This is a genomic window from Bacillus sp. GS3m_15504, from assembly GCF_055825275.1.
Genome location: NZ_JBVVNL010000001.1, coordinates 641,921 through 664,674 on the forward strand (window position 1 = coordinate 641,921; position 22,754 = coordinate 664,674).

A 22,754-nucleotide genomic window follows, 5' to 3' on the forward strand; every position below is an offset into this window, starting at 1 on the left:
AGTAATGGAGAAAATCGAAAGATTAAGAAGTGCATTTGATGAGGCTGGTATTGACGGTATTTTGTTAACAAATGAACATAGTCGTAGATATATGGCTAACTTCATAGGAACAGCTGGTGTTGTACTGATTTCGAAAAAACGCGCCCAATTTATTACAGATTTCCGTTACGTAGAGCAGGCTAGTAAACAAGCGGTTGGATACGAGATTGTACAGCATGCAGGATTAATTATCGATGAAGTTGCAAAGCAAGTGAAAGAACTAGGAATTCAAAAGCTTGGCTTTGAGCAAGATACTCTTACATATAGTTCTTATTCAGCTCATAAAGAAGCGATCGATGCTGAATTTATCCCAACTTCTGGGCTTGTAGAAAAGTTACGCTTGATAAAGACTGATTCAGAGATTAAGATATTAAAGGAAGCTGCACAGATTGCAGATGCTGCCTTTGAACATATTCTATCATTCATTCGCCCGGGAGTATCTGAAATTGAAGTGTCAAATGAACTTGAATTTTTCATGAGAAAACAAGGAGCAACATCTTCTTCGTTTGATATTATCGTTGCTTCAGGTCTTCGTTCGGCATTACCGCACGGCGTGGCATCTGAAAAAGTGATAGAAACAGGAGATTTCGTTACATTAGACTTCGGCGCTTATTACAAAGGATATTGCTCTGATATTACTCGTACGATTGCAGTTGGTGAACCATCTGATAAATTGAAAGAAATTTATAATATCGTTTTAGAAGCACAACTACGTGGTGTGAACGGTATTAAAGCTGGTTTAACTGGCCGTGAAGCGGATGCGTTAACGCGTGATTACATAACGGAAAAAGGATACGGTGAATACTTCGGACATTCTACTGGTCATGGAATCGGTCTTGAAATCCATGAAGCACCAGGTTTAGCATTCCGTTCTGATACAGTACTTGAACCAGGTATGGCTGTAACAGTAGAGCCAGGTATTTATATTCCAGGTATTGGCGGCGTACGTATTGAAGATGATATCATTGTGACAAGTGAAGGTAATGAAGTAATTACGAAATCACCAAAAGAACTTATTATTTTGTAATACACAGGAGGATTTTTTTACATGATTTCAGTAAACGATTTTCGTACAGGTTTAACAATTGCAGTGGATAATGGCCTTTGGCAAGTACTTGATTTCCAACACGTAAAGCCAGGTAAAGGTGCTGCATTCGTTCGTTCTAAACTACGTAACCTTCGCACAGGTTCTGTTCAAGAGAAAACATTCCGTGCTGGTGAGAAAGTAGAAAAAGCACACATCGAAAACCGTCGTATGCAATACTTATACGCAAGCGGTGAGGCTCACGTATTTATGGATAACGGAACTTATGAGCAAATCGAACTTGGTGAAAAACAAATCGAGCGCGAGCTTAAATTCCTAAAAGAAAACATGGAAGTATCTATTATGACTTACCAAGGCGAAGTACTTGGTGTTGAACTTCCAAACACAGTTGAATTACAAGTTACAGAAACAGAGCCAGGTATTAAAGGTGATACTGCATCTAACGTAACAAAACCAGCTACATTAGAAACTGGTCTTGTTGTACAAGTACCAATCTTCATTAACGAAGGCGAAATGCTTATCATCAACACTGGTGAAGGTAAATACGTTTCTCGTGCATAGTAAAAAAGCACTCGTGATTATCACGAGTGCTTTTTTTATAGGAAATAGGGCAGATAATAAATAGTGGTTATTATAAAACTGAAAGCTGTAAGACTAGCTGCACCTGTTGTGCAAGGACCCCATGTCATTTGAAAAGGTTTTACTGCACCTGTTTTATATATAGTGTGATCAATGTTGTTATTTTGTCTTATATGTAAAGCAATGAGCTAAATCGCCCCGAATATCCCTAAACTACCAAGAAAAAAAGCCTCCATAAATGACCAGCCCACCAATAATGAAAAAAGATAAATAAGAGCCAATTCTACTACAATCGTTAAACTAATTTTTAAAGCCTTCATATTTTTCCTCCTCACTCTGTAATTCCAACCAGTTTAAAAATTTTTCACGTGATACGACATGCAGAGAGCAAAGTGATTTTACTTCCTTCTCTAATGCGGCGTGTTCGTCTGGAAACTTATTTTCCACATGTAACGAAATATAAGGTAGTTTCTCTTGTGCTTTTAATGAGCGGATATTATTCGTTTTAGCACCAGCGAATACGTATGTAAGTTGTAATTCTAAAAAAGCAATTTTAAAAATTTCTTTTTTTGCAGCCTCATTGTATCCTTTTCCCCAGTACGGATAGCCGAGCCAACTACCAATGTGAGATTGTTTCTTCTCATAATTAATATGTTTAAGTGTGGTGAGACCGATTATTTCGTTTTCTTCATTTACAATCATTCTCGATAAAGACCTCTTTTGGCGCTCTTCTTCTATTGCGAAAAGAAGGAATGCTTTCGTATCTTCGATTTTTTCTACCTTTATTCCTAAAGCGTTTTTTACATGTGAATCACTGGATAGCTTAAAAATCACATTTGCATAGCGTAAGTCGAGTGGTACTAAGGTAACGTGTTGCATCGTCTATACCCCTTTTAAATTAAATATACCATAATATACCATTAAAAATAAGAATATTCAGATTAGATAAAGACGATAGAGAAAAATTATGTTTTTACTTCTGAAATAGACAACCTCTGCATATGGTTGTACAAATATATTCTTTTTGGAGTGCAGCACTAGTAACCGTTATGGGAGAAGGTGGGAGAATGAAACAGTGGCTAGCGGCAATGGAAACGTCCGTGCTTGTAATGGGGTTGCTTCGGTTGTTTTCAGGTAGCGCGGAAATATTCGCCGCTTTGCTCATGCTTTATGTGAATGATGCGAAGAAAGCATTGTTTATAAATGGTATGTTGGCGTTTGTTGGACCGACCGTATTAATTTTAACAATGACAATAGGTATAGCGAGTGTGGCAAGTGAGATTTCTTTTTTGAAACTCTTTTTTCTAGCGCTTGGAATTGGCTGCATTTTTATCGCGTTGTTGAAATAAGTAAGCCAGGTATAGTGGGGAGAAGCTGATGAAAGAAGTATTAGAAGTTTTACCGAAAACGATGAAGCAGTTAGTGGAAAGTTGTAAGCAGTACGATGCTCTAGAGGAAATCCGTGTTCGAATTGGAAGACCGCTAGAGTGTATTGCTCATGGTGAAGTGTTTTTTTATGACTATATCGTTACAGCAGAGGACGCTATTCACTTATTGAATAAATTAAGTCAATTCTCAATTTATACGATGGAAGAGGAATTAAAGCGTGGATATGTGACGCTCCGAGGGGGGCATAGAATCGGCTTAGCAGGAAAAGTCATTACCGAAAAAAGCGCAGTGAAAATGATTCGAGATGTCTCTTCCTTTAATATTCGTATTGCTCGTCAAAAAATAGGAATTGCTGAACCGCTTTTACCCTATTTGTATGAATCACGATGGTTAAACACGATGGTAATTGGCCCGCCGCAAACGGGGAAAACAACACTTTTAAGAGATGTAGCACGTTGTATGAGCCAAGGTGTAAGTGCTTCGGAAATTCCTTCGTGTAAAGTAGGGATCGTTGATGAACGGTCAGAAATTGCTGGCTGCGTGAAAGGCATCCCGCAGTATGACTTTGGCACACGAGTAGATGTGTTAGACGCATGTCCAAAAGCTGAAGGAATGATGATGATGATTCGTTCTATGAGCCCAGATATATTAATTGTGGATGAAATTGGTCGTAAAGAAGATAGTGAAGCAATTATGGAGGCAGTACATGCAGGGGTTCAGCTTTTTATAAGCGCACATGGATTTTCTTATGATGATGTTGTGAAACGCCCATCACTAAAGGCAGTGCTAGAGCTCGGCATTTTTGATAGGTTTGTGGAATTGTCAAAAGCAAGAGGGCCAGGGACAGTTATGCAAGTGAAAGATAAGAATGGAAAATCGGTATTACCTCATAGAAAGGCTGAGGGCGTATGGTAAAAATATTTGGTGCAGTGTTAATCGTTGCTGTCAGCACCTTTTTCGGGTTTTCATACGCTAAAAGATACAGTGAGAGGCCAAGGCAACTTAGATTATTAAAAGCGGCGCTTCAATCATTAGAGGCAGAAATTATGTATGGGCATACCCCTTTGTCTGAAGCCGCTGAGCGATTAGTAAAACAAATGCCGAAGCCGTTAAATTGGATATTTCAAAGTTTCGCTAACAGGCTAGAAAGCGGAGAACAAACAGTAAGAGAAGCTTGGATAGATAGTTTGAAAGAAAATTGGAAGCTAACAGCATTTCAGCAAACTGAGTACGAGATTTTGCAGCAATTTGGTGAAACGCTCGGACAACATGATCGTGAATCGCAACAAAAACATATTCGCTTATGTATTACACATTTAGAGAGAGAAGAAGAAGAAGCGAAAGTATTACAAATGCAATATGAAAAGATGATTAAGAGCTTAGGAGTACTAGCGGGGCTACTTATCGTAATTTTACTGCTATAGGGGGGAGAAAGGCGATGTCCATTGATGTTGGATTAATATTTCAAATCGCCGGAATCGGCATTGTTTTAGCTTTCATTCATACCGTATTAAAAGAATTAAAGCGTGAGGATATTGCAAATTGGGTTATCCTTGTCGGTTTTGTCGTTATTTTATTTCATGTCGCATTTTTAATTAATACGCTATTCGACAAGATTAAAAGTGTCTTTCTCTTCCAGTAAAGGGGGCGGTTCGAATCGAAATTATACAAATTGTCGGATTAGGCCTCGTTGCTACATTTTTAGCAGCTGTATTAAATCAGCATAAATCTAGCATTACGTCATTATTTATTGTGTTCGTTGGTAGCGTAATGTTCCTTCTTTTAATCGATCAAATTCACGCTATTTTACAAATGATTGAGAGAGTAGCGAGTGAAGCGAAAGTTAGCAACGTATACGTAGAAACGTTGCTAAAAATTATTGGGATTGCTTATATCGCTGAGTTTGGAGCGCAAATTACAAAGGATGCAGGGCAAGGGGCAATCGCTTCGAAAATTGAATTAGCTGGAAAGATTTTAATTCTCGTTATGGCGATTCCTATTTTGACGGTTGTAATTGAAACTATTCTCGGATTTTTGCCGACGGGATAAGGGGGAGTGAATGTTGAGGGGGTTTGGAGCTAAGCTGCTATTTGCTTGCTTCCTTTTCTTTTCTTTACCGGTTGTTGTACAAGCTTCTCCTGTAGAAACAAACGTCGTTGATCAACAATTGGATAAGCTCGGAATTGAAGATGTGAAGCAATTTTGGGACGGGCTTGTTACAAAATATGGAGGTTACTTACCAGAGAGTCAAAAAGGTAGCTTTATGGAGTTTGTAAAAGGAGAAAAAGAAATCTCTATAAAAGAGTGGATGCTAGGTTTATTAAAGTACTTATTTCACGAACTTGTTGCAAATGGGAAACTACTTGGAACGCTCATTATGCTTACAATTTTTAGTGCATTGTTGCAATCACTGCAATCTGCATTTTCAAAGAGTAGCGTAAGTAAAATTGCTGATGCGGTTGTATATATGGTACTTATTATTTTCGCTTTAAATAGTTTTTATGTCGTCATGACATATGCAAGAGAAACGATACAAACAATGGTAGATTTCATATTAGCACTACTGCCAATCTTGCTTGCACTTATAGCAACCGGGGGAGGGGTTGTATCTGTCGCATTTTTTCATCCGATTATTATCTTCTTAATGAACACGAGTGGGCTTCTAATGAATTATATTGTTCTACCACTTTTATTACTTGCAACGATATTAAGTATTGTAAGTACGATGAGTGATCAATATAAAGTAACGAAATTGTCCAAGCTTTTGCAAAACGTTAGCGTGGGGATTATCGGTATCTTTTTAACGATTTTTTTAGGGGTATTATCTGTACAAGGAACAGCGACAGCTGTTGCTGATGGAATCGCGGTGAAAACTGCTAAATTTGTAACAGGGAACTTTATTCCCGTAGTAGGAAGGATGTTTACAGAGGCGGCGGATACTGTTATTAGTGCGTCAGGATTATTAAAAAATACAGTCGGAATTATCGGACTCGTCATTTTATGCTTAATTGTCGCTTTTCCAGCGATTCAAATCTTTTGTATTGCGTTTATTTACAAGTTCGCAGCAGCAGTATTGCAACCAGTTGGCGGCGGAGCAATTATTCAATGTTTAGATATCATTGGACGGAGCATCATTTACGTATTTGCTTGCTTAGCTATCGTATCGTTTATGTTCTTTTTAAGTATCACAATTATTATTGCTGCGGGGAACATTACACTTATGATGCGGTAGGAGGTGAAGGGTATGCAATTTGTTACAGAGTGGATTAGAAATATTATCGTTTTTTTACTCTTAGCGACAATGCTTCATCTTATTCTTCCAAATTCCAATTTGCAAAAGTACGTTAAATTCGTTGTAAGTCTATTATTAGTTGTTTTAATTTTAACACCCCTTTTTAAACTATTGCAAACAGATGTAAATGAAGTAATCGCAAATTTTAATGAAGAGAAGTACGTAGCAGAAGGGTCTGTAAAAAATTCAATAGATTCGAAGAAAAAAGAAATACAAGCTCTAACACGTGCATATAGTTTAGAAGAGATGGCTACCAAAATGAAAAAAGAAGTAGGAAAAGAGTTTGAGAAACAGTATGGTATGTCAGTCTCTGAAATACAAATAGTCGCAGCGGAAAGCACAGCGGAAGTAAAGTCAGCGAAAGATATTCAATCTGTTGTTGTGACGTTGAAAGAAAAAGAGCGTAGTAAAAATGATGCAATCGAAACAGTAAAACCAGTTGAAATTAATACGAAAGAACCACCGAAAAAAGTAGAGGAAACGAATGTAGAAATGAAAGACTTCTTTTCAAGCAGGTGGCAACTAGAGAATAAACAAATCCAAGTTCAAATGGAAGGGAGGACAGGTAGAGTAAATGGACAATAAAGATAAAAATTCGAAGTTCTCATTTTTTCGAAACTTATTGAATGGAGATGAAAAAGAAAGTAATGAGAAGGGAAAAAAGGTAACACCTAAGTTCTTACTTGTCCTACTCATACTTGGAATGTTGCTTATGTTTTCTAGTAGTTTCTTTTCAAGTAAAAAAGAAGAAGTACCTGTATTTAAAGAACAAAAAACTCAAAACCAAGAAAAAGACGTACCAACTTTTGGACAAAAAAATAATGATAATATGTCAAATGTAGAAAAATATGAAAAAGCGTATGAACAAGAATTAAAAGCAGCCTTAGAAGAGATAGCAGGAGTAAAAGATGTAACGATTAATGTAAATTTAGACTCATCAGAGGAAAAAATATTAGAAAAAAATACAGTGAAACGTTCACAAACAACAGGTGAAACAGATAAAACAGGCGGCAAGAGGAAAGTAGAAGACGAGTCTCTTGATGAAAAGACAGTCATTATACGTGAAGGGGATAAAGAAACTCCCGTTGTTTTACGAACAGAGAAACCGAAAGTGCGAGGTGTTCTTGTCGTAGCAAAGGGAGTGGATAATATACAAGTTAAAGCGATGGTAAAAGAAGCTGTCATACGGCTGCTAGATGTACCAGCCCATCGCGTTTCAGTTTCACCGAAAAATTGATAGGGAGGAAATAAAGTGTTAAAAAAACAAACGGTTTGGCTATTAACGATGTTAAGTTTAGTTGTTGTACTATCTGTGTATTACGTAACAACTCCAGACAAAATGAATACAGCATCGCCGGCAACAGGTGAAAAGATTGGACAAGAAAAACAAGGTACTGATAAAGCAGTAACAAATGAAACGCCGATTAAAGAAACAACAAAAGAATCTTCAAACAAAGAAAATACAAGCAAGGAAACACCTAATAAAGAAACAAACAAAGAAACAGATAAAAAAGAGAGTGCTACAAAAGAAACAAGTAAAAAAGAGGCTAACGTAACAGTTCAATCAAGTGATGAAAATTTCACAGCATTACGTATGCAAATGGAAGATCAGCGAAGTGAACAAAAAGCAAAATTACAAGAAGTGATGAGTTCAACAAAAGCTTCAGCAACAGAAAAGAATAAAGCGAAAGAAAATTTTGATGCAATCACTACAATGGAAACGAAGCAAGAATTACTTGAGACAGTAATTAAATCTCAAGGTGGATATAAAGATGCCCTTGTAAGAGCCGATGGAACTGACATTAAAGTAACTGTAAAAGCAGCAAAACATTCACAAAAAGAAGCGAATAAAATTATACAACTTGTAAGAAGTGAAGGCGGATCAAAAGATGTAGGTGTAAAATTTGATCCACCAACAAAATAAAACGAATAATCCGCGGGGAAATCCTCCGCGGATTATTCGTTTTTAGTAATCGGATTGTTTGAAAATAGTTAGATAAAAATAATAATAGAAAAAAGCTATCATTTTCGATAGCTTTTTTCTGTTTCGTCTTTGTTTTTACTATGTTCAACTCGGAACGGAGAAATACGTTGTGAGTAAAAGATTAGCGGTTCATGGTAGTGATGATTACTTTTTCCGGATTTGACGTGGATGAAGAGAACGAATGCCCAGACCATTACGGCAGGTAAGAAGAGAATGAGCCATATCATATGTCCACACCTCGATACGATATATTTTCTACACTTTGAACATACTATTCTTATATGAAGGAATGATGAACGACGTGTAAACAAAAAAATAATATTTGGTAAAAATATGTTATTGACTATAGATGTGGCGAAGAATAGAGAGGTAGTAGCGTGTTTACTTTGTATAGTTTTGAATAAGTAGTGGATGTTTTTTAGGAAGTGGTCTTGCCAATTTCATGTGAAACTTGGTATTATTACTAGGTAATAAATTTTTATTGGGATAATATTTTTACAGGAGTTTCGATTTATTATAAAGAAATATAAATTGGAATGTTTAAAAAATTTATCGTAAGATGGAAATAGTAACTATTTCTATTAGTAAATGAAATACATTTTCTAATAGAGTACATCGTATTTTTACAGTCAATCTAGTTTTAGTGAAGAGAAATCTGTAAAAACGGGACAAACAAGAGTATGGGAGTGGATTTTACATGTTTAAAATTCAAGAAGTTCGTGAATTAATTAAATTAATTGATAGCTCTAATATTGATGAATTTGAATACAAAAAAGATGGTACGACAATCAAAATGAAAAAGCGTGGTAATGAAGTTGTTGCGGTGCAAGCACCTGTAGCGAAACAAGCCGTGCAACCAGTAGCACCTGTTGAAGTTGAAACGACAGTAGCAGCAGCGCAAGTGGAAGTACCAAAACAAGAAGAGAAAAAAGCTGTTCAGAATGAAAACCTACATAAAATTACATCACCAATGGTAGGTACATTCTATTCTTCTTCTTCTCCTGATACACCTCCATATGTAAGTGTAGGAGATAGAGTATCGAAAGATTCTATCGTATGTATTGTCGAGGCTATGAAGTTATTTAACGAAATCGATGCAGATGTAGATGGCGAAATTGTTGAGATTCTTGTTAATAACGGACAACTTGTAGAGTATGGACAACCGCTATTTCTTGTAAAAGCGTAATAAGGGAGTCTTTGTGATGATAAAAAAAGTATTAATAGCCAATCGTGGGGAAATTGCTGTACGAATTATTCGTGCTTGTAAAGAAATGGATATTGAAACAGTCGCAATTTATTCAGAAGCAGATAAAGAGTCACTTCACGTACAAATTGCTGATGAGGCGTATTGTGTAGGACCAACGATCTCGAAAGAAAGCTATTTAAATTTGACGAACATTATTAGTGTTGCGAAGTTAACAGGCTGCGATGCTATTCATCCAGGATATGGATTTTTAGCTGAGAATGCAGATTTTGCAGAGTTATGCCGTGAATGTAACTTAATTTTTATCGGTCCAAGTCCAGAAGCTATTTCAAAGATGGGCACAAAAGACGTTGCTCGTGATACAATGAAAGAAGCAGGGGTTCCGATTGTACCAGGTTCACAAGGAATTATTAAAAATACCGAAGAAGCGATTGAACTTGCTAATCAAATTGGATATCCAGTTATTATTAAAGCGACTGCAGGTGGCGGCGGAAAAGGTATTCGTGTTGCGCGCCATGAAGAAGAGCTTGTAAAAGGAATTCAAATTACACAGCAAGAAGCTAGTACCGCTTTTGGGAACCCTGGTGTATACTTAGAAAAGTACGTTGAAGATTTCCGCCATGTTGAGATTCAAATAATGGCAGATACACACGGAAATGCCATTCATTTAGGAGAGCGTGATTGTACAATTCAACGCCGCTTGCAAAAACTACTAGAAGAAAGTCCATCACCAGCACTTGATGAAAATGTGCGTAAACAGATGGGTGAGGCGGCAGTTAAAGCGGCGGTAGCGGTTGATTATACAGGTGCTGGTACGGTTGAGTTTATTTATGAATATAAAACGAAAAGCTTTTATTTCATGGAGATGAATACGAGAATTCAAGTTGAGCATCCAGTTACTGAAATGGTAACAGGGGTGGACTTAATTAAAGAACAAATTCTTGTTGCTTCTGGAGAAAAGTTATCGTTACAGCAAGAAGAAGTACAATTTAATGGTTGGGCAATTGAATGCCGAATTAATGCGGAAAACCCTGCCAAAAAATTTATGCCATCTCCAGGTAAAGTAGAAATGTACTTGCCACCAGGCGGATTTGGTATTCGCGTCGATTCAGCTGTATATCCGGGATATTCAATCCCACCTTTCTATGATTCGATGGTTGCTAAATTAATTGTTCACGGAAAAACACGTGAAGAGGCAATTGCAAAAATGAAGCGTGCACTCAGTGAGTTTGTCGTTGAAGGCGTACATACAACAATCCCGTTCCATTTGCAATTGTTAGATCATCCTGATTTTGTAAAAGGTGAGTTTAATACGAAATTTTTGGAAGAGCATGAACTTGTGACGCAGTGATACATTAAAGGAGGTTTTTTTTCATGGCTGAACATATGTTAGATATGGGTCAAGATACAACTCTTGGTAAAGTAGAAATTGCACCAGAAGTAATTGAAGTAATCGCAGGTATTGCAGCTGCTGAGGTAGAAGGTGTAGCGGCAATGCGTGGTAATTTTGCTACAGATGTTGTTGAGAAGTTAGGTAAGAAAAATCATGGTAAAGGTGTAAAGGTTGAATTAGCAAACGAAGATATTATCGTTGACCTTTATGTTGTGATGTATTTTGGCGTAGCAATTCCAGTTGTTGCACAAAAGATTCAAGACAACATTCGCCAAGCGCTCTTTACAATGACAGGGCTTGAGCCAAAAGAAGTGAATGTTCACATCGTTGGCGTAACATTCGAAACACAAAAAACAGAAATCGAACCAGTGTAAGAATGAAAAAGATGCCTAGTAACATAGGCATCTTTTTTATCGTTTCATTTCTTCACAAATTAAAACCCTCTAATTGTTATACTATTTCAAAAAAAAAGAAATTGGAAAGAAAATGTTTCGTTTTACCAAAAAACGTACATTGTGATAAGATATGGAACTTGAAGTTAATCTTTTTATTATTTTTCAGCCTTGTAACCCGTGTGTGAAACGATAAATTGTGTTATTATCATTGTATTATAAGGTTGGAAAATCAATGAAAACTGTAAGAGTAAGTGAATTGACGGCTTATAAATTATAATAATATAACAAATCATAAGGAAAGACTTGAAGCATAAAGGAGAGTTACAATGAAACGTAGGACGGCTAGAGAAAGAGCGATGCAAGCATTATACCAAATGGATATTACAGGTGAGTTAGAACCGAAAGTAGCGGTGGAAAACACGCTAGATGAAGGTGAAGAAACAAATGAGTTTCTAGAATCACTTGTAGTAGGTTTTGTAGAAAATAAAGAAGTAATTGATGAAGCGATTCGTCAAAACTTAAAAAAATGGAAGCTTGAGCGTATTAGTATTGTTGATCGCAGTATTTTACGTGTAGCTGTGTATGAAATGAAATACATGGAAGAAATTCCACACAACGTAACAATTAACGAGGCAATTGAAATTGCTAAAACATTTGGGGATGAGGAATCTCGTCGTTTTATTAACGGCGTTTTATCTAATATAAAAGATACACTGTAATTTCTTTAAGGGGGAATCTTAAAATGGTAGCAGTAATCATCAAAGGAAATGAAGTTGCGGAGAAAAAACGAGCACAATTAAAAGAAGAAGTTGTGAAGTTAAAAGAGCAAGGGATTGTACCAGGATTAGCAGTTATTTTAGTTGGAGAAGATCCAGCATCTCGTTCTTATGTAAAAGGAAAAGAAAAGGGCTGTGAACAAGTAGGAATCTATTCAGAGCTAATTGAATTTCCTGAAACAATTACGGAGGAGCGTTTGCTTGCTGAAATCGATCGCTTAAATGGCGATGACCGCATTAATGGCATATTAGTGCAATTACCTTTACCAAAACATATTGAAGAAAAAGCTATCATTGAAAGAATTTCACCAGAAAAAGATGTAGATGGATTTCACCCAATCAGCGTGGGACGTATGATGACGGGACAAGATACATTCCTTCCATGTACACCGCATGGTATTGTAGAGTTAGTAAAAGAAACAAATCTTGATATCTCAGGAAAACATGTTGTAGTAATTGGAAGAAGTAATATTGTCGGCAAGCCAGTGGGACAATTGTTCTTAAATGAAAATGCAACTGTCACATACTGTCATTCTAAGACGCAAAACATGAAAGAGTTAACGAAGTTAGCTGATATTTTAATCGTAGCAGTAGGACGACCTAAAATGGTAACAGCTGATTATATCAAAGAAGGAGCAGTTGTAATCGACGTTGGTGTAAACCGTTTAGAAACAGGAAAACTTTGTGGTGATGTTGACTTTGACAACGTGTTAGATGTTGCAGGTTACATTACACCTGTACCAAAGGGTGTTGGTCCAATGACAATCACGATGCTTCTTCATAATACTGTTGAATCGGCTAAGCGTGCAGGTGTCGTTTGTAAATAATTTGAGTCGGCTATGAGGAGAGAGAAATGGAGAAACAATATTTAACCGTTACAGCGTTAACACGCTATATAAAAACAAAAATAGAATATGATCCGCATTTACAGTCTGTTTGGTTAAAAGGTGAAATTTCCAACTTTAAAAATCATAGCCGTGGCCACATGTATTTTACATTGAAAGATGAAAATGCAAGAATCGCAGCGGTTATGTTTGCGGGTCATAATCGTAATATTAAATTCAGACCTGAAAATGGGATGAAGGTACTCGTGAAGGGGAAAATCTCTGTTTACGAGGCGAGTGGTTCTTATCAAATTTATATTCAAGACATGCAACCTGACGGAATCGGAAACCTACATTTAGCTTACGAACAATTAAAGGTTCGTTTAGAGGAAGAAGGATTGTTTTCTCAAGTTTATAAAAAAACAATCCCTCCTTATGCGAAAACAATAGGTGTGATTACGTCACCAACAGGAGCAGCGATTCGTGATATTATAACAACGATTAAACGTCGTTATCCAATTGGAAATGTTATTGTGTTTCCAGTACTTGTACAGGGGGAGTCAGCAGCTCCCTCAATTGTACAAGCGATCCGTACAGCGAATGAAATGGAAGAGATAGATGTCCTAATCGTTGGGCGCGGTGGAGGTTCTATTGAAGAATTGTGGGCGTTTAACGAAGAAATGGTTGCAAGAGCTATTTTCAAGAGTGAAATCCCTATTATTTCAGCAGTAGGCCATGAAACAGACTTTACAATTGCGGATTTTGTTGCCGATTTAAGAGCACCAACGCCAACTGCAGCGGCTGAGCTGGCAGCGCCTAATATTATAGAGTTACAAGAAAAGGTATTACAAAGAACTTTAAGATTGCAGAGAGCAATGAGAGAGTTAGTACATAAAAAAGAAGAAAAACTACAAGTATTGCAAAAATCTTATGCGTTCCGTTATCCAAGACAAGTATATGAGCAAAAAGAAGAGCAATTGGATAGAGCGTTAGAACAGCTTGTTTTAGCGAAAGAGCGCTATATTGATAAAAAGGTAAATCAGTTAAAACAGCTTTCATTTTATTTAGAGAAGCACCACCCATCTCAAAAAATTATGCAAACGAAGGTAGCAGTTGAAACATTACAAAAGCAATTGCAACGTGAAATGCAAACATTACTCCAAACGAAAGAATTTGCCTTTGTAAGAGCTGCTCAAAAACTTGAAGCGCTAAGTCCGCTTAAAGTAATGATGAGAGGGTACGGGCTTGTATATGATGAAGAGAAGCAAGTGTTAAAAAGTGTGAAAGATGTCAGCCTTGGAGATGCTGTTTCAGTTCAATTACAAGATGGAATACTAGATTGTAGCGTATCAGGCATAGAGGAGCGTGAATTGAATAATGGAAAATAAATTAAGCTTTGAAGAGGCAATTTCGCAACTTGAGCATCTCGTTTCTAAGCTAGAGCAAGGTGACGTACCTTTAGAAGAAGCAATTTCTTATTTTAAAGAGGGTATGGAATTATCTAAGCTTTGTGATGAGAAGTTGAAGAACGTACAAGAACAAATGGCAGTTATTCTTGGGGAAGATGGAGAGCTTGAACCGTTTACTGCTTTAGGAGATGAAGCATAGTGACAATTGCTTTTGATACTTTTTTAAAAGAAAGTAAAACTTTCGTAGAAGAGAAGCTTGTAAGCTATGCAAATGAATTACAATGTCCAAATGTACTTCGTGAAGCGATGGCATATTCTTTGGAAGCGGGTGGAAAGCGTCTCCGCCCGTTACTTTTATTTGCAACATTACAAGCGTTTGATAAAGAAAGAAATCTTGGAGTAGGTGCAGCTTGTGCTCTTGAAATGATACATACATACTCGTTAGTTCATGATGATTTACCTTGTATGGATGATGATGATTTAAGAAGAGGAAAGCCCACAAATCATAAAGTATTTGGTGAAGCGATGGCAGTTTTAGCAGGTGATGGTTTGTTAACGTATGCTTTTCAAGTTATTATGGCATATGGACAAAAGGAAATCTCTGCTGAGAAAAAAGTAAGACTTGTACTTGAGCTTGCAAAAGCGGCAGGGCCAGAGGGAATGGTTGGCGGACAAGTGGCAGATATGGAAGCGGAAGGGAAACAGCTTACGATCGATGAGCTAGAGTATATTCATAAGCATAAGACTGGGAAACTACTTGAATTCGCTGTACTTGCAGGATCGATACTTTCTGATGCCACAGAAGAACAGGAAGAAAAATTACTTGAGTTTGCAAAATATATCGGTTTAGCTTTCCAAATTCGAGATGATATTTTAGATGTGGAAGGAACCGAAGAAGAGATTGGAAAACCGATTGGTAGTGATGTTTCCAACGAAAAGAGCACATATACGACGTTGTTTACTGTAGATAGAGCAAAGGATATTTTAGATGAAACTATTGCAAAAGCAAAAGATGCTATTGGTTCCTTGCAATTACAAGATGAATATTTACTATCTATTTGCGATTTGATTGCAAAACGTAATAACTAATATAACAGCGTTTTCATTTGTTGAGTCATTCATCATTTTATGATATAAATGTAGGAAAAGGTTTTTCTTTTCTTGTTATTGGCAAAAATATATGTAGATTACATTGCCGTTATCACTTCGTGTTAGCGGCTATTTTTTTCATCGCCTAAAGAAATATGGTTTATAATAGGATTAAGGCGCAATAGACTGGTTAATAGCAGGACAAGGTGAAAAATAAAAAAGAGAATTTCTTGTTTTGTGTAAATGTTTTTTATAATATTTGACATGTTGACAGATTATGAAATGAAAGTGAGTGATCCATGTGGATCTAACGCAAATTCAAAACCCTAGTTTTTTGAAAGATATGTCTATCAGTGAACTAGAGGGATTGAGTGAGGATATTCGTAAGTTTTTAATTGAAGAGCTCTCTCAAACAGGTGGACATATTGCACCTAATTTAGGTGTAGTAGAACTCACAATTGCTCTGCATAAATTATTTGATAGTCCGAAAGATAAATTTTTATGGGACGTAGGACATCAATCCTATGTACATAAAATTTTAACTGGACGTGCAAAAGAATTCGGCACATTAAGGCAATATCAAGGTCTATGTGGTTTCCCAAAACGTTGCGAGAGTGAGCACGATGTATGGGAAACTGGCCATAGCTCGACATCATTATCTGCTGCAATGGGAATGGCTCTAGCACGTGATTTAAAGAAAACGAAAGAATATGTTATACCAATCATTGGTGATGGTGCTTTAACAGGCGGAATGGCTTTAGAGGCATTGAACCATATTGGACATGAAAAAACAGACATGATTGTTATTTTGAATGATAATGAAATGTCAATTGCGCCAAACGTTGGTGCGCTTCATAATGTGCTTGGGCGTCTACGTACCGCAGGAAAATACCATTGGGTAAAAGACGAACTAGAGTATATATTGAAGAAAATCCCAGCAGTTGGCGGGAAAGTTGCTGCGACAGCAGAGAAAATAAAAGATAGTCTTAAATATTTATTAGTATCCGGTGTCTTTTTCGAAGAGTTAGGCTTTACATATTTAGGTCCAGTTGATGGGCATGACTATGAAAAGTTATTCGAAACGTTGCAATATGCAAAGAAAACAAAAGGCCCAGTGCTTGTTCATGTTATTACGAAAAAAGGAAAAGGTTACAAACCAGCCGAGAGTGATGTTATTGGCACTTGGCATGGGACAGGACCTTATAAAATTGAATCAGGTGACTTCGTTAAACCGAAAGAAGTTGCACCAGCATGGAGTGCTGTCGTTAGTGAAACAGTACTTAAGCTAGCAAGAACGGACGAGCGTATCGTAGCAATTACACCTGCAATGCCTGTTGGATCAAAACTTGAGAAATTCCAAAAAGAATTCCCAGATCGTATGATTGATGTAGGTATTGCAGAACAGCATGCTACAACAATGGCAGCGGGTATGGCAACGCAAGGTATGAAGCCATTCTTAGCAATTTATTCAACATTTTTACAAAGAGCATATGACCAAGTTGTTCATGATATATGCCGCCAAAATTTAAATGTTTTCATTGGGATCGATCGCTCTGGTTTAGTAGGAGCAGATGGTGAAACACATCAAGGTGTATTTGACATCTCATTCTTACGCCACTTGCCGAATATGGTAATTATGATGCCAAAAGATGAAAATGAAGGGCAACATTTAGTATATACGGCGATGCAATATGAAGATGGACCAATCGCATTACGATATGCGCGCGGTAATGGACTTGGCGTTCATATGGATGAAGAATTAAAGGCGATTCCAATTGGTTCATGGGAAACGTTAAAAGAAGGTACACAAGCAGCTATTTTAACATTTGGTACGACAATACCAATGGCAATGGAAGCGGCTGAGCGTCTTGAAAAGGCTGGAGTTTCAGTGAAAGTAGTGAACGCTCGTTTTATTAAACCGATGGATGAAGCATATTTACATGATCTCTTAGGAAAGAATATACCGATTTTAACGATTGAAGAAGCTTGTTTAATCGGTGGTTTTGGAACAGGAGTAGTTGAATTTGCGTCTGAGAACGGGTACCATAGTGCGTTAGTTGAACGAATGGGTATTCCAGATCGTTTCATAGAGCACGGTAGTGTAACAAAATTATTAGAAGAAATTGGTTTAACGACAGATGCTGTTGTAGACCGTATTCATACAATGATTCCATCAAAACAAAAAAGGGCGTAACAAATGAGTGCAAAAAAAGAAAGAGTAGATGTACTATTAGTAGAGCGAGGACTTATAGAAACACGTGAGAAAGCAAAACGCGCCATTATGGCGGGACTTGTATATGCGAATGAGATGAGACTGGATAAGCCAGGAGAGAAAATCCCACAAGATACAGAGATTACGGTGAAGGGGCAAGTTATGCCGTATGTAAGCCGTGGTGGTTATAAACTTGAAAAGGCATTAGAGACATTTCATCTTGATTTACAAGATAAAGTTATGATAGATATTGGTTCATCAACTGGTGGCTTTACCGATTGTGCGCTTCAGAATGGAGCGAAATTATCTTATGCATTAGATGTAGGGTATAATCAACTTGCGTGGAAATTGCGTCAAGATGAGCGTGTTGTCGTAATGGAACGAACAAACTTCCGTTACGTAACACCAGCAGACTTAGAACGTGGTTTACCACAATTTGCTAGTATCGATGTTTCATTTATATCATTAAAGCTTATATTACCAGTGTTAAAAACAATGCTTATGCCGAATGGGGATGTAGCAGCGTTAATTAAACCGCAGTTTGAAGCTGGAAGAGAGCAAGTTGGTAAAAAGGGTATCGTTCGTGATCGAAAAGTACATGAGGCTGTCGTAGAAATGATTGTCGACTTTGCTATAAAAGAAGGATACGATGTAGAAGGTTTAACATTCTCACCAATTACGGGCGGGGATGGTAACATTGAATTTTTAATTCATCTGAAATGGCATGGTGAACGTGAGAATGGCGAAAATCATTCTCCAGTTTCTGTTGAGCAAGTAGTTACAGAGGCCCATGATGTCCTAAAACAAAAAGGGAAAGGGGAATAACATATGTTGTTCCTCTTTTTGTTGTAATTGTATAATGATTGTAAAAACAATTGTGTACAAGTAACGAATTATAAGTTAACATAAATAAGTGAAGTATACCAATGTTTAAACTATGGTAAGAGATAGTGTGAGGTGCAAATGTATGAATAAAGGTCAGCGCCATATTAAAATCAGGGAAATTATTGCGAACAAAGAAATTGAAACACAAGATGAATTAGTTGATATTTTACGTAATGAGGGATTTAATGTAACGCAAGCAACAGTATCGCGCGATATTAAAGAATTGCACTTAGTGAAAGTGCCATTACATGATGGTCGCTATAAATATAGTTTGCCAGCAGATCAACGATTTAACCCGTTACAAAAATTAAAACGTAATCTAGTGGATTCATTTGTAAAATTAGACACGGCAGGACATATGCTTGTGCTAAAAACATTGCCTGGTAACGCTCATTCACTTGGAGCACTTATTGATCATTTAGAGTGGGATGAGATCATCGGAACCATTTGTGGTGATGACACTTGCTTAATTATTTGCCGTACACCTGAAGATACAGGTGTTGTCTCTGATCGTTTCTTAAATATGCTGTAACAAAAAAATCTTGTTTGCTTTCCTCTGTAAAGTGGAAAGTGAACAGGATATTTTTATGGGTTAAAAACGTGAATTCTTAATTGTAATATAATATTTTCTTTGAAAAAAATTAGAAAATAGGTGGATTGACCCGTAAAACAAATGTTTGGTACAATGGAGCGGTTAGAAAAGTAATTTATACATACAAACATATAGTATGACTATTTGAATAAAGAACTGAGAAAAGCCCTTAATAGGGGATTAGTTTATAACGAGGTGAATGGGGCATTGTTATCGGAATTATCGATTAGAAACTTTGCTATTATTGAGGCATTAAATATTTCTTTTCAAAAAGGATTAACGGTTTTAAGTGGTGAAACAGGGGCCGGAAAATCGATTATTATTGATGCGATTAGTTTACTTGTAGGTGGCCGCGGTTCGGCAGAATTTGTTCGATACGGAACAGAAAAAGCTGAGATAGAGGGGCTATTTTATGTGGAAGATGATAAGCATCCATGTATTGAAAAGGCAGAAGAATTGGATATAGAAATAGAAGACGGCATGATTATTTTGAAGCGTGATATCGCTGCAAACGGAAAAAGCGTATGTCGTGTAAATGGAAAACTAGTTACCCTTAGTGTATTAAAAGAAATTGGAAAAACACTTGTTGATATTCATGGGCAACACGAAACGCAAGATTTAATGAATGAAGAACGTCATCTATTTATGCTCGATCATTTTGATGGGGAGCGTATCGTAAAACAATTGGATATATACCAAAACGTATACGCTGACTATGAGAAGTTAAAAAAACAATTGAAATCGTTAAGTGAAAATGAACAACAAATGGTGCATCGCTTAGATTTAATTCAATTCCAGCATGAAGAAATCCGTAAGGCGGATTTAAAGATGGATGAAGAAAATAACTTAACTGAAGAACGATTGCAAATTTCTAATTTCGAAAAGATTTATAAAGCATTAGGTGACGCATATCGCTCGTTAAGTGCTGATGGACAAGGGTTAGATAATGTAAGAAGTGCAATGGGACAAATGGAGAGTATTACACATTTAGACGAAGTGTACCAAGAAAATCATGATTCAATTGCAAATAGCTATTACCTATTAGAAGAAGTTGCATATCAACTAAGAGAAAAACTCGATATGATGGAATATGACCCAAATCGTTTAGACGAAATTGAAACGCGTTTAAATGAAATTCGTATGCTAAAGAGAAAATATGGAAATACTGTAGAAGAGATATTAGCGTATGCTGATAAAATTGAACAAGAGATTTTTACGATTGAAAATAAAGACGTTCATATTGAAACGACGAAGAAACAGTTGAAGGAATTAGAAAGTGTTATTCTGAAAGAAGCAACGTTGTTAAGTAATATGCGTCATGAACTTGCAGAGCATCTTACAAATGCCATTCATCAGGAATTAAAAGAATTGTATATGGAAAAAACAAAATTTGAAGTGAGAATCATAAAGCGAGAAGGAAATGCGGAAGAGCCTCTCGTGGAGGGAGCACCGGTAAGGCTTACAGCGGACGGTTATGATCATGTGGAATTTTATATTTCAACCAATCCAGGTGAGCCGCTAAAACCACTTTCAAAGGTCGCTTCTGGCGGAGAGTTGTCCCGTATTATTTTAGCTTTAAAAAGTATTTTTTCTAAGCATCAAGGTGTTGCATCTGTTATTTTTGATGAAGTGGATACTGGTGTAAGTGGTCGGGTCGCACAGGCTATTGCGGAAAAAATTTATCGAGTATCAGTAAACTCACAAGTACTTTGTATTACGCACTTACCTCAAGTAGCTTCAATGGCGGATTCGCATTTATTTATCCGAAAACAAGTAGCGAATGATCGAACAATTACATCCGTTACCGTTTTAACTATGGAGGATAAAGTAACAGAAATAGCTCGAATGATTTCTGGTGTGGAAATTACAGATTTAACGACAGAACATGCGAAAGAATTACTTACGCAAGCGCATCATTTTAAACAGACAGCAGAGGCTATCCAGTAATGGATAGCTTTTTTTCTCAAATGATGATTTCTTAATTCTTCCGGTTATAAATAAAGCATTGCAAGGAGAGATTAAAAAGTGAAGCCAAGAGGCTGAATGTGGGGTAGGAGCGAGGAGAGTGAACAAATTGAAATTAGAAAGATTTCGCAAGATAATAGGTATTTGTCTCCTTGTTTCTTTAGTTTTTATTGGGTGTTTTAAACCGCTTCGGACGTTTATTTCATCCCCGAAACAACTTGTTGTTTTTGAAGGACAACAATCAGAAATAGCTTCATTACCAGTGTTTAAAGCTTCATCTACAGATCGTCATGTGTTTACAGTAAGTTCAAATGAACAAAAACAAGGACTTATGGTAAATTCTCATCAAAATGGTGAAGCAGATATGGTGTTTCAGCTTGCTGGTTTTCCGGTGAAAAAAGTAAATGTGAGAGTATTAAAAGATTTCAAAGTTATTCCAGGTGGACAATCAATCGGTGTAAAGTTAAACACAAAAGGGGTACTTGTTGTAGGCCATCATTTAATTCAAACTGAAAAAGGGAAAGTATCTCCTGGTGAAACAGCGGGTGTGCAAATTGGAGATATGATTACTGAAATTAATGGTAAAACAATTGAAAGAATGAGTGATGTAGCACCATTTATTCATAATAGTGGGGAAACAGGCGAACCGCTTAATCTCGTTTTGTTAAGAGATGGAAAGCATATTCGCACTAAGTTAACACCACAAAAAGACAATGGAGAATCTTCTTATCGCATTGGTTTATATATTCGTGATTCGGCAGCTGGAATCGGAACAATGACATTTGTTCATCCTGATTCTATGAAATATGGTGCGCTTGGTCATGTCATTTCTGATAACGATACGAAAAAACCGATTCAAGTCGAAGATGGACAAATTATGCGTTCGACAGTTACATCAATTGAAAGAGGTAGTCACGGAAATCCAGGAGAGAAATTAGCGAGGTTCTCACCAGATCTTGAAGTGATTGGCAATATTACAATAAATAGTCCATTTGGTATTTTTGGCAAATTGAATACAAATATGACAAATGGCGTAATGGATAAAGCAATGCCTATTGCACTATCTCATCAAGTAAAAGAGGGGCCGGCAAAAATATTAACGGTTATTGATCAAGATAAAGTGGAAGCGTTTGATATTGAAGTTGTTAGTACAGTACCGCAAAAGTTTCCGGCAACAAAAGGCATGGTAATAAAAGTAACAGACAAACGTTTATTAGCGAAAACGGGTGGTATCGTACAAGGGATGAGCGGAAGTCCAATTGTACAAAACGGGAAAGTAATTGGTGCTGTTACACATGTATTTGTAAATGATCCGACATCAGGATATGGTGTTCATATTGAATGGATGTTACATGAAGCTGGAATTAACATTTATGATCAAGAAAGAAAAGCGAGCTAATTAATAATTAGCTCGCTTTTCTATTGAAAAATTCGTTGAAATTTTGTAAAAGCTCCGCAAGAGGTGTTTTTTGTTGTAAAATAAAAGGAAAGGGTTGAACGTTTCGTTGTATTTCTATGATGGAATGTGTTGCGAAAGGGAATAAATGAACGATAAACATATTTTTTTGTGATTTTATCGGAAAGTAACAAACTTTAAAAGGGAATTTTCACACAATTGTCGAACAATTCATGTAGCCTAGAAGGATACACATGTCGGAGAATCGATTCGGTAAGGGAGGAAA

Annotated in this window: 26 protein-coding genes and 1 pseudogene; 24 read left to right on the plus strand and 3 right to left on the minus strand. The window is 36.8% G+C overall.

Features of this window, described 5'->3' with window-relative positions; genetic code table 11:
• Positions 1–4 precede the first annotated feature (4 nt).
• Both pepQ and efp read left to right on the plus strand, forming a co-directional pair.
• On the plus strand, positions 5–1,066 hold the full coding sequence (gene pepQ / locus AC0L0O_RS03560) for a Xaa-Pro dipeptidase (protein WP_473785647.1): 1,062 nt from the start codon (positions 5–7) through the stop codon (positions 1,064–1,066).
• Positions 1,067–1,087: 21 nt separating this feature from the next.
• Entirely contained in the window at positions 1,088–1,645 is a 558-nt protein-coding gene (gene efp, locus AC0L0O_RS03565) for an elongation factor P (protein WP_000626507.1), read from the plus strand.
• A gap of 35 nt (positions 1,646–1,680) precedes the next feature.
• On the opposite strand, the pseudogene AC0L0O_RS03570 reads toward efp, so the two are convergent.
• Positions 1,681–1,983, minus strand: a pseudogene (locus tag AC0L0O_RS03570) (hypothetical protein).
• Complete coding sequence (locus AC0L0O_RS03575; protein WP_001165006.1) at positions 1,964–2,542, minus strand: GNAT family N-acetyltransferase; 579 nt, start codon at positions 2,540–2,542, stop codon at positions 1,964–1,966. The pseudogene AC0L0O_RS03570 and the gene AC0L0O_RS03575 overlap by 20 nt, the downstream one beginning before the upstream one ends.
• Before the next feature lie 188 nt (positions 2,543–2,730).
• On the opposite strand from AC0L0O_RS03575, the gene AC0L0O_RS03580 reads away from it, so the two are divergent.
• Genes AC0L0O_RS03580 through AC0L0O_RS03620 form a run of 9 tightly spaced genes read left to right on the plus strand, consistent with a single transcriptional unit; the run spans position 2,731 to position 8,268 of the window.
• A complete protein-coding gene (locus tag AC0L0O_RS03580) occupies positions 2,731–3,012 on the plus strand; it encodes a YqhV family protein (RefSeq protein ID WP_000816054.1) in 282 nt (93 codons plus the stop codon).
• A 28-nt stretch (positions 3,013–3,040) separates the two neighbouring features.
• On the plus strand, positions 3,041–3,967 hold the full coding sequence (spoIIIAA, locus tag AC0L0O_RS03585; RefSeq protein ID WP_000665889.1) for a stage III sporulation protein AA: 927 nt from the start codon (positions 3,041–3,043) through the stop codon (positions 3,965–3,967).
• Positions 3,961–4,476: a stage III sporulation protein SpoIIIAB gene (gene spoIIIAB / locus AC0L0O_RS03590; RefSeq protein WP_000238692.1), complete on the plus strand. Its 516-nt coding sequence runs from the start codon at positions 3,961–3,963 to the stop codon at positions 4,474–4,476. Before spoIIIAA ends, spoIIIAB begins: the two co-directional genes overlap by 7 nt.
• A gap of 14 nt (positions 4,477–4,490) precedes the next feature.
• Positions 4,491–4,694, plus strand: a complete 204-nt coding sequence (gene spoIIIAC / locus AC0L0O_RS03595) for a stage III sporulation protein AC (protein ID WP_000020914.1) — start codon at positions 4,491–4,493, stop codon at positions 4,692–4,694.
• Between the two features lie 23 nt (positions 4,695–4,717).
• Complete coding sequence (gene spoIIIAD / locus AC0L0O_RS03600) at positions 4,718–5,101, plus strand: stage III sporulation protein AD (protein ID WP_077317075.1); 384 nt, start codon at positions 4,718–4,720, stop codon at positions 5,099–5,101.
• A 10-nt stretch (positions 5,102–5,111) separates the two neighbouring features.
• Positions 5,112–6,284, plus strand: coding sequence for a stage III sporulation protein AE (spoIIIAE, locus tag AC0L0O_RS03605; RefSeq protein ID WP_000943694.1), 1,173 nt, complete (start codon positions 5,112–5,114; stop codon positions 6,282–6,284).
• 12 nt (positions 6,285–6,296) lie between these two features.
• The gene (gene spoIIIAF / locus AC0L0O_RS03610) at positions 6,297–6,929 is read left to right on the plus strand and encodes a stage III sporulation protein AF (RefSeq protein ID WP_001161052.1); all 633 of its coding nucleotides are present in this window, start codon (positions 6,297–6,299) and stop codon (positions 6,927–6,929) included.
• Entirely contained in the window at positions 6,919–7,581 is a 663-nt protein-coding gene (gene spoIIIAG, locus AC0L0O_RS03615; protein WP_000368877.1) for a stage III sporulation protein AG, read from the plus strand. The genes spoIIIAF and spoIIIAG overlap by 11 nt, the downstream gene beginning before the upstream one ends.
• 15 nt (positions 7,582–7,596) lie before the next feature.
• Complete coding sequence (locus AC0L0O_RS03620; RefSeq protein WP_000914716.1) at positions 7,597–8,268, plus strand: SpoIIIAH-like family protein; 672 nt, start codon at positions 7,597–7,599, stop codon at positions 8,266–8,268.
• A gap of 98 nt (positions 8,269–8,366) precedes the next feature.
• Here AC0L0O_RS03620 and AC0L0O_RS03625 read toward each other — a convergent pair whose 3' ends face one another.
• Complete coding sequence (locus AC0L0O_RS03625) at positions 8,367–8,555, minus strand: hypothetical protein (protein ID WP_002081027.1); 189 nt, start codon at positions 8,553–8,555, stop codon at positions 8,367–8,369.
• Positions 8,556–9,025: 470 nt separating this feature from the next.
• On the opposite strand from AC0L0O_RS03625, the gene accB reads away from it, so the two are divergent.
• The 13 genes from accB (at position 9,026) to spoIVB (ending at position 22,471) form a co-directional block, all read left to right on the plus strand.
• Complete coding sequence (accB, locus tag AC0L0O_RS03630; protein WP_000472870.1) at positions 9,026–9,514, plus strand: acetyl-CoA carboxylase biotin carboxyl carrier protein; 489 nt, start codon at positions 9,026–9,028, stop codon at positions 9,512–9,514.
• Between the two features lie 16 nt (positions 9,515–9,530).
• Positions 9,531–10,883 (plus strand): acetyl-CoA carboxylase biotin carboxylase subunit, encoded by a 1,353-nt coding sequence (accC, locus tag AC0L0O_RS03635; RefSeq protein ID WP_000592876.1) that lies wholly within the window; start codon positions 9,531–9,533, stop codon positions 10,881–10,883.
• Positions 10,884–10,906: 23 nt separating this feature from the next.
• Positions 10,907–11,299, plus strand: a complete 393-nt coding sequence (locus tag AC0L0O_RS03640) for an Asp23/Gls24 family envelope stress response protein (RefSeq protein ID WP_000807630.1) — start codon at positions 10,907–10,909, stop codon at positions 11,297–11,299.
• A 347-nt stretch (positions 11,300–11,646) separates the two neighbouring features.
• On the plus strand, positions 11,647–12,039 hold the full coding sequence (nusB, locus tag AC0L0O_RS03645; protein ID WP_000830249.1) for a N utilization substance protein NusB: 393 nt from the start codon (positions 11,647–11,649) through the stop codon (positions 12,037–12,039).
• A 23-nt stretch (positions 12,040–12,062) separates the two neighbouring features.
• The gene (folD, locus tag AC0L0O_RS03650) at positions 12,063–12,923 is read left to right on the plus strand and encodes a bifunctional methylenetetrahydrofolate dehydrogenase/methenyltetrahydrofolate cyclohydrolase FolD (protein WP_000226720.1); all 861 of its coding nucleotides are present in this window, start codon (positions 12,063–12,065) and stop codon (positions 12,921–12,923) included.
• Positions 12,924–12,949: 26 nt separating this feature from the next.
• Positions 12,950–14,308 carry an exodeoxyribonuclease VII large subunit gene (gene xseA, locus AC0L0O_RS03655; RefSeq protein WP_000415260.1) on the plus strand — a complete coding sequence of 453 codons (1,359 nt, stop codon included), beginning with the start codon at positions 12,950–12,952 and terminating at the stop codon, positions 14,306–14,308.
• Positions 14,298–14,528 carry an exodeoxyribonuclease VII small subunit gene (gene xseB, locus AC0L0O_RS03660; protein WP_000428423.1) on the plus strand — a complete coding sequence of 77 codons (231 nt, stop codon included), beginning with the start codon at positions 14,298–14,300 and terminating at the stop codon, positions 14,526–14,528. The genes xseA and xseB overlap by 11 nt, the downstream gene beginning before the upstream one ends.
• On the plus strand, positions 14,528–15,418 hold the full coding sequence (gene ispA, locus AC0L0O_RS03665; protein ID WP_000150355.1) for a (2E,6E)-farnesyl diphosphate synthase: 891 nt from the start codon (positions 14,528–14,530) through the stop codon (positions 15,416–15,418). The genes xseB and ispA overlap by 1 nt, the downstream gene beginning before the upstream one ends.
• 301 nt (positions 15,419–15,719) lie before the next feature.
• Positions 15,720–17,612 (plus strand): 1-deoxy-D-xylulose-5-phosphate synthase, encoded by a 1,893-nt coding sequence (gene dxs, locus AC0L0O_RS03670; RefSeq protein ID WP_000366447.1) that lies wholly within the window; start codon positions 15,720–15,722, stop codon positions 17,610–17,612.
• Between the two features lie 3 nt (positions 17,613–17,615).
• The gene (locus AC0L0O_RS03675; protein WP_001274742.1) at positions 17,616–18,455 is read left to right on the plus strand and encodes a TlyA family rRNA (cytidine-2'-O)-methyltransferase; all 840 of its coding nucleotides are present in this window, start codon (positions 17,616–17,618) and stop codon (positions 18,453–18,455) included.
• A gap of 142 nt (positions 18,456–18,597) precedes the next feature.
• Complete coding sequence (gene argR / locus AC0L0O_RS03680; RefSeq protein ID WP_001032581.1) at positions 18,598–19,047, plus strand: arginine repressor ArgR; 450 nt, start codon at positions 18,598–18,600, stop codon at positions 19,045–19,047.
• Positions 19,048–19,314: 267 nt separating this feature from the next.
• The gene (gene recN / locus AC0L0O_RS03685; protein WP_473785648.1) at positions 19,315–21,054 is read left to right on the plus strand and encodes a DNA repair protein RecN; all 1,740 of its coding nucleotides are present in this window, start codon (positions 19,315–19,317) and stop codon (positions 21,052–21,054) included.
• A gap of 118 nt (positions 21,055–21,172) precedes the next feature.
• Positions 21,173–22,471 (plus strand): SpoIVB peptidase, encoded by a 1,299-nt coding sequence (spoIVB, locus tag AC0L0O_RS03690; RefSeq protein ID WP_041185083.1) that lies wholly within the window; start codon positions 21,173–21,175, stop codon positions 22,469–22,471.
• Positions 22,472–22,754 lie beyond the last annotated feature (283 nt).

What these genes read in the sequence shown, in the direction of transcription:
- accC (WP_000592876.1), top strand. Translation starts at nt 9,531, where the DNA reads ATGATAAAAAAAGTATTAATAGCCAATCGTGGGGAAATTGCTGTACGA.
- spoIIIAF (WP_001161052.1), top strand. Translation starts at nt 6,297, where the DNA reads ATGCAATTTGTTACAGAGTGGATTAGAAATATTATCGTTTTTTTACTC.
- argR (WP_001032581.1), top strand. Translation starts at nt 18,598, where the DNA reads ATGAATAAAGGTCAGCGCCATATTAAAATCAGGGAAATTATTGCGAAC.
- AC0L0O_RS03675 (WP_001274742.1), top strand. Translation starts at nt 17,616, where the DNA reads ATGAGTGCAAAAAAAGAAAGAGTAGATGTACTATTAGTAGAGCGAGGA.
- spoIIIAC (WP_000020914.1), top strand. Translation starts at nt 4,491, where the DNA reads ATGTCCATTGATGTTGGATTAATATTTCAAATCGCCGGAATCGGCATT.
- accB (WP_000472870.1), top strand. Translation starts at nt 9,026, where the DNA reads ATGTTTAAAATTCAAGAAGTTCGTGAATTAATTAAATTAATTGATAGC.
- AC0L0O_RS03580 (WP_000816054.1), top strand. Translation starts at nt 2,731, where the DNA reads ATGAAACAGTGGCTAGCGGCAATGGAAACGTCCGTGCTTGTAATGGGG.
- AC0L0O_RS03640 (WP_000807630.1), top strand. Translation starts at nt 10,907, where the DNA reads ATGGCTGAACATATGTTAGATATGGGTCAAGATACAACTCTTGGTAAA.
- spoIIIAA (WP_000665889.1), top strand. Translation starts at nt 3,041, where the DNA reads ATGAAAGAAGTATTAGAAGTTTTACCGAAAACGATGAAGCAGTTAGTG.
- folD (WP_000226720.1), top strand. Translation starts at nt 12,063, where the DNA reads ATGGTAGCAGTAATCATCAAAGGAAATGAAGTTGCGGAGAAAAAACGA.
- xseA (WP_000415260.1), top strand. Translation starts at nt 12,950, where the DNA reads ATGGAGAAACAATATTTAACCGTTACAGCGTTAACACGCTATATAAAA.
- spoIIIAE (WP_000943694.1), top strand. Translation starts at nt 5,112, where the DNA reads ATGTTGAGGGGGTTTGGAGCTAAGCTGCTATTTGCTTGCTTCCTTTTC.
- spoIIIAG (WP_000368877.1), top strand. Translation starts at nt 6,919, where the DNA reads ATGGACAATAAAGATAAAAATTCGAAGTTCTCATTTTTTCGAAACTTA.
- xseB (WP_000428423.1), top strand. Translation starts at nt 14,298, where the DNA reads ATGGAAAATAAATTAAGCTTTGAAGAGGCAATTTCGCAACTTGAGCAT.
- pepQ (WP_473785647.1), top strand. Translation starts at nt 5, where the DNA reads ATGGAGAAAATCGAAAGATTAAGAAGTGCATTTGATGAGGCTGGTATT.
- AC0L0O_RS03575 (WP_001165006.1), bottom strand. Translation starts at nt 2,542, where the DNA reads ATGCAACACGTTACCTTAGTACCACTCGACTTACGCTATGCAAATGTG.
- efp (WP_000626507.1), top strand. Translation starts at nt 1,088, where the DNA reads ATGATTTCAGTAAACGATTTTCGTACAGGTTTAACAATTGCAGTGGAT.
- nusB (WP_000830249.1), top strand. Translation starts at nt 11,647, where the DNA reads ATGAAACGTAGGACGGCTAGAGAAAGAGCGATGCAAGCATTATACCAA.
- spoIIIAB (WP_000238692.1), top strand. Translation starts at nt 3,961, where the DNA reads ATGGTAAAAATATTTGGTGCAGTGTTAATCGTTGCTGTCAGCACCTTT.
- AC0L0O_RS03625 (WP_002081027.1), bottom strand. Translation starts at nt 8,555, where the DNA reads ATGATATGGCTCATTCTCTTCTTACCTGCCGTAATGGTCTGGGCATTC.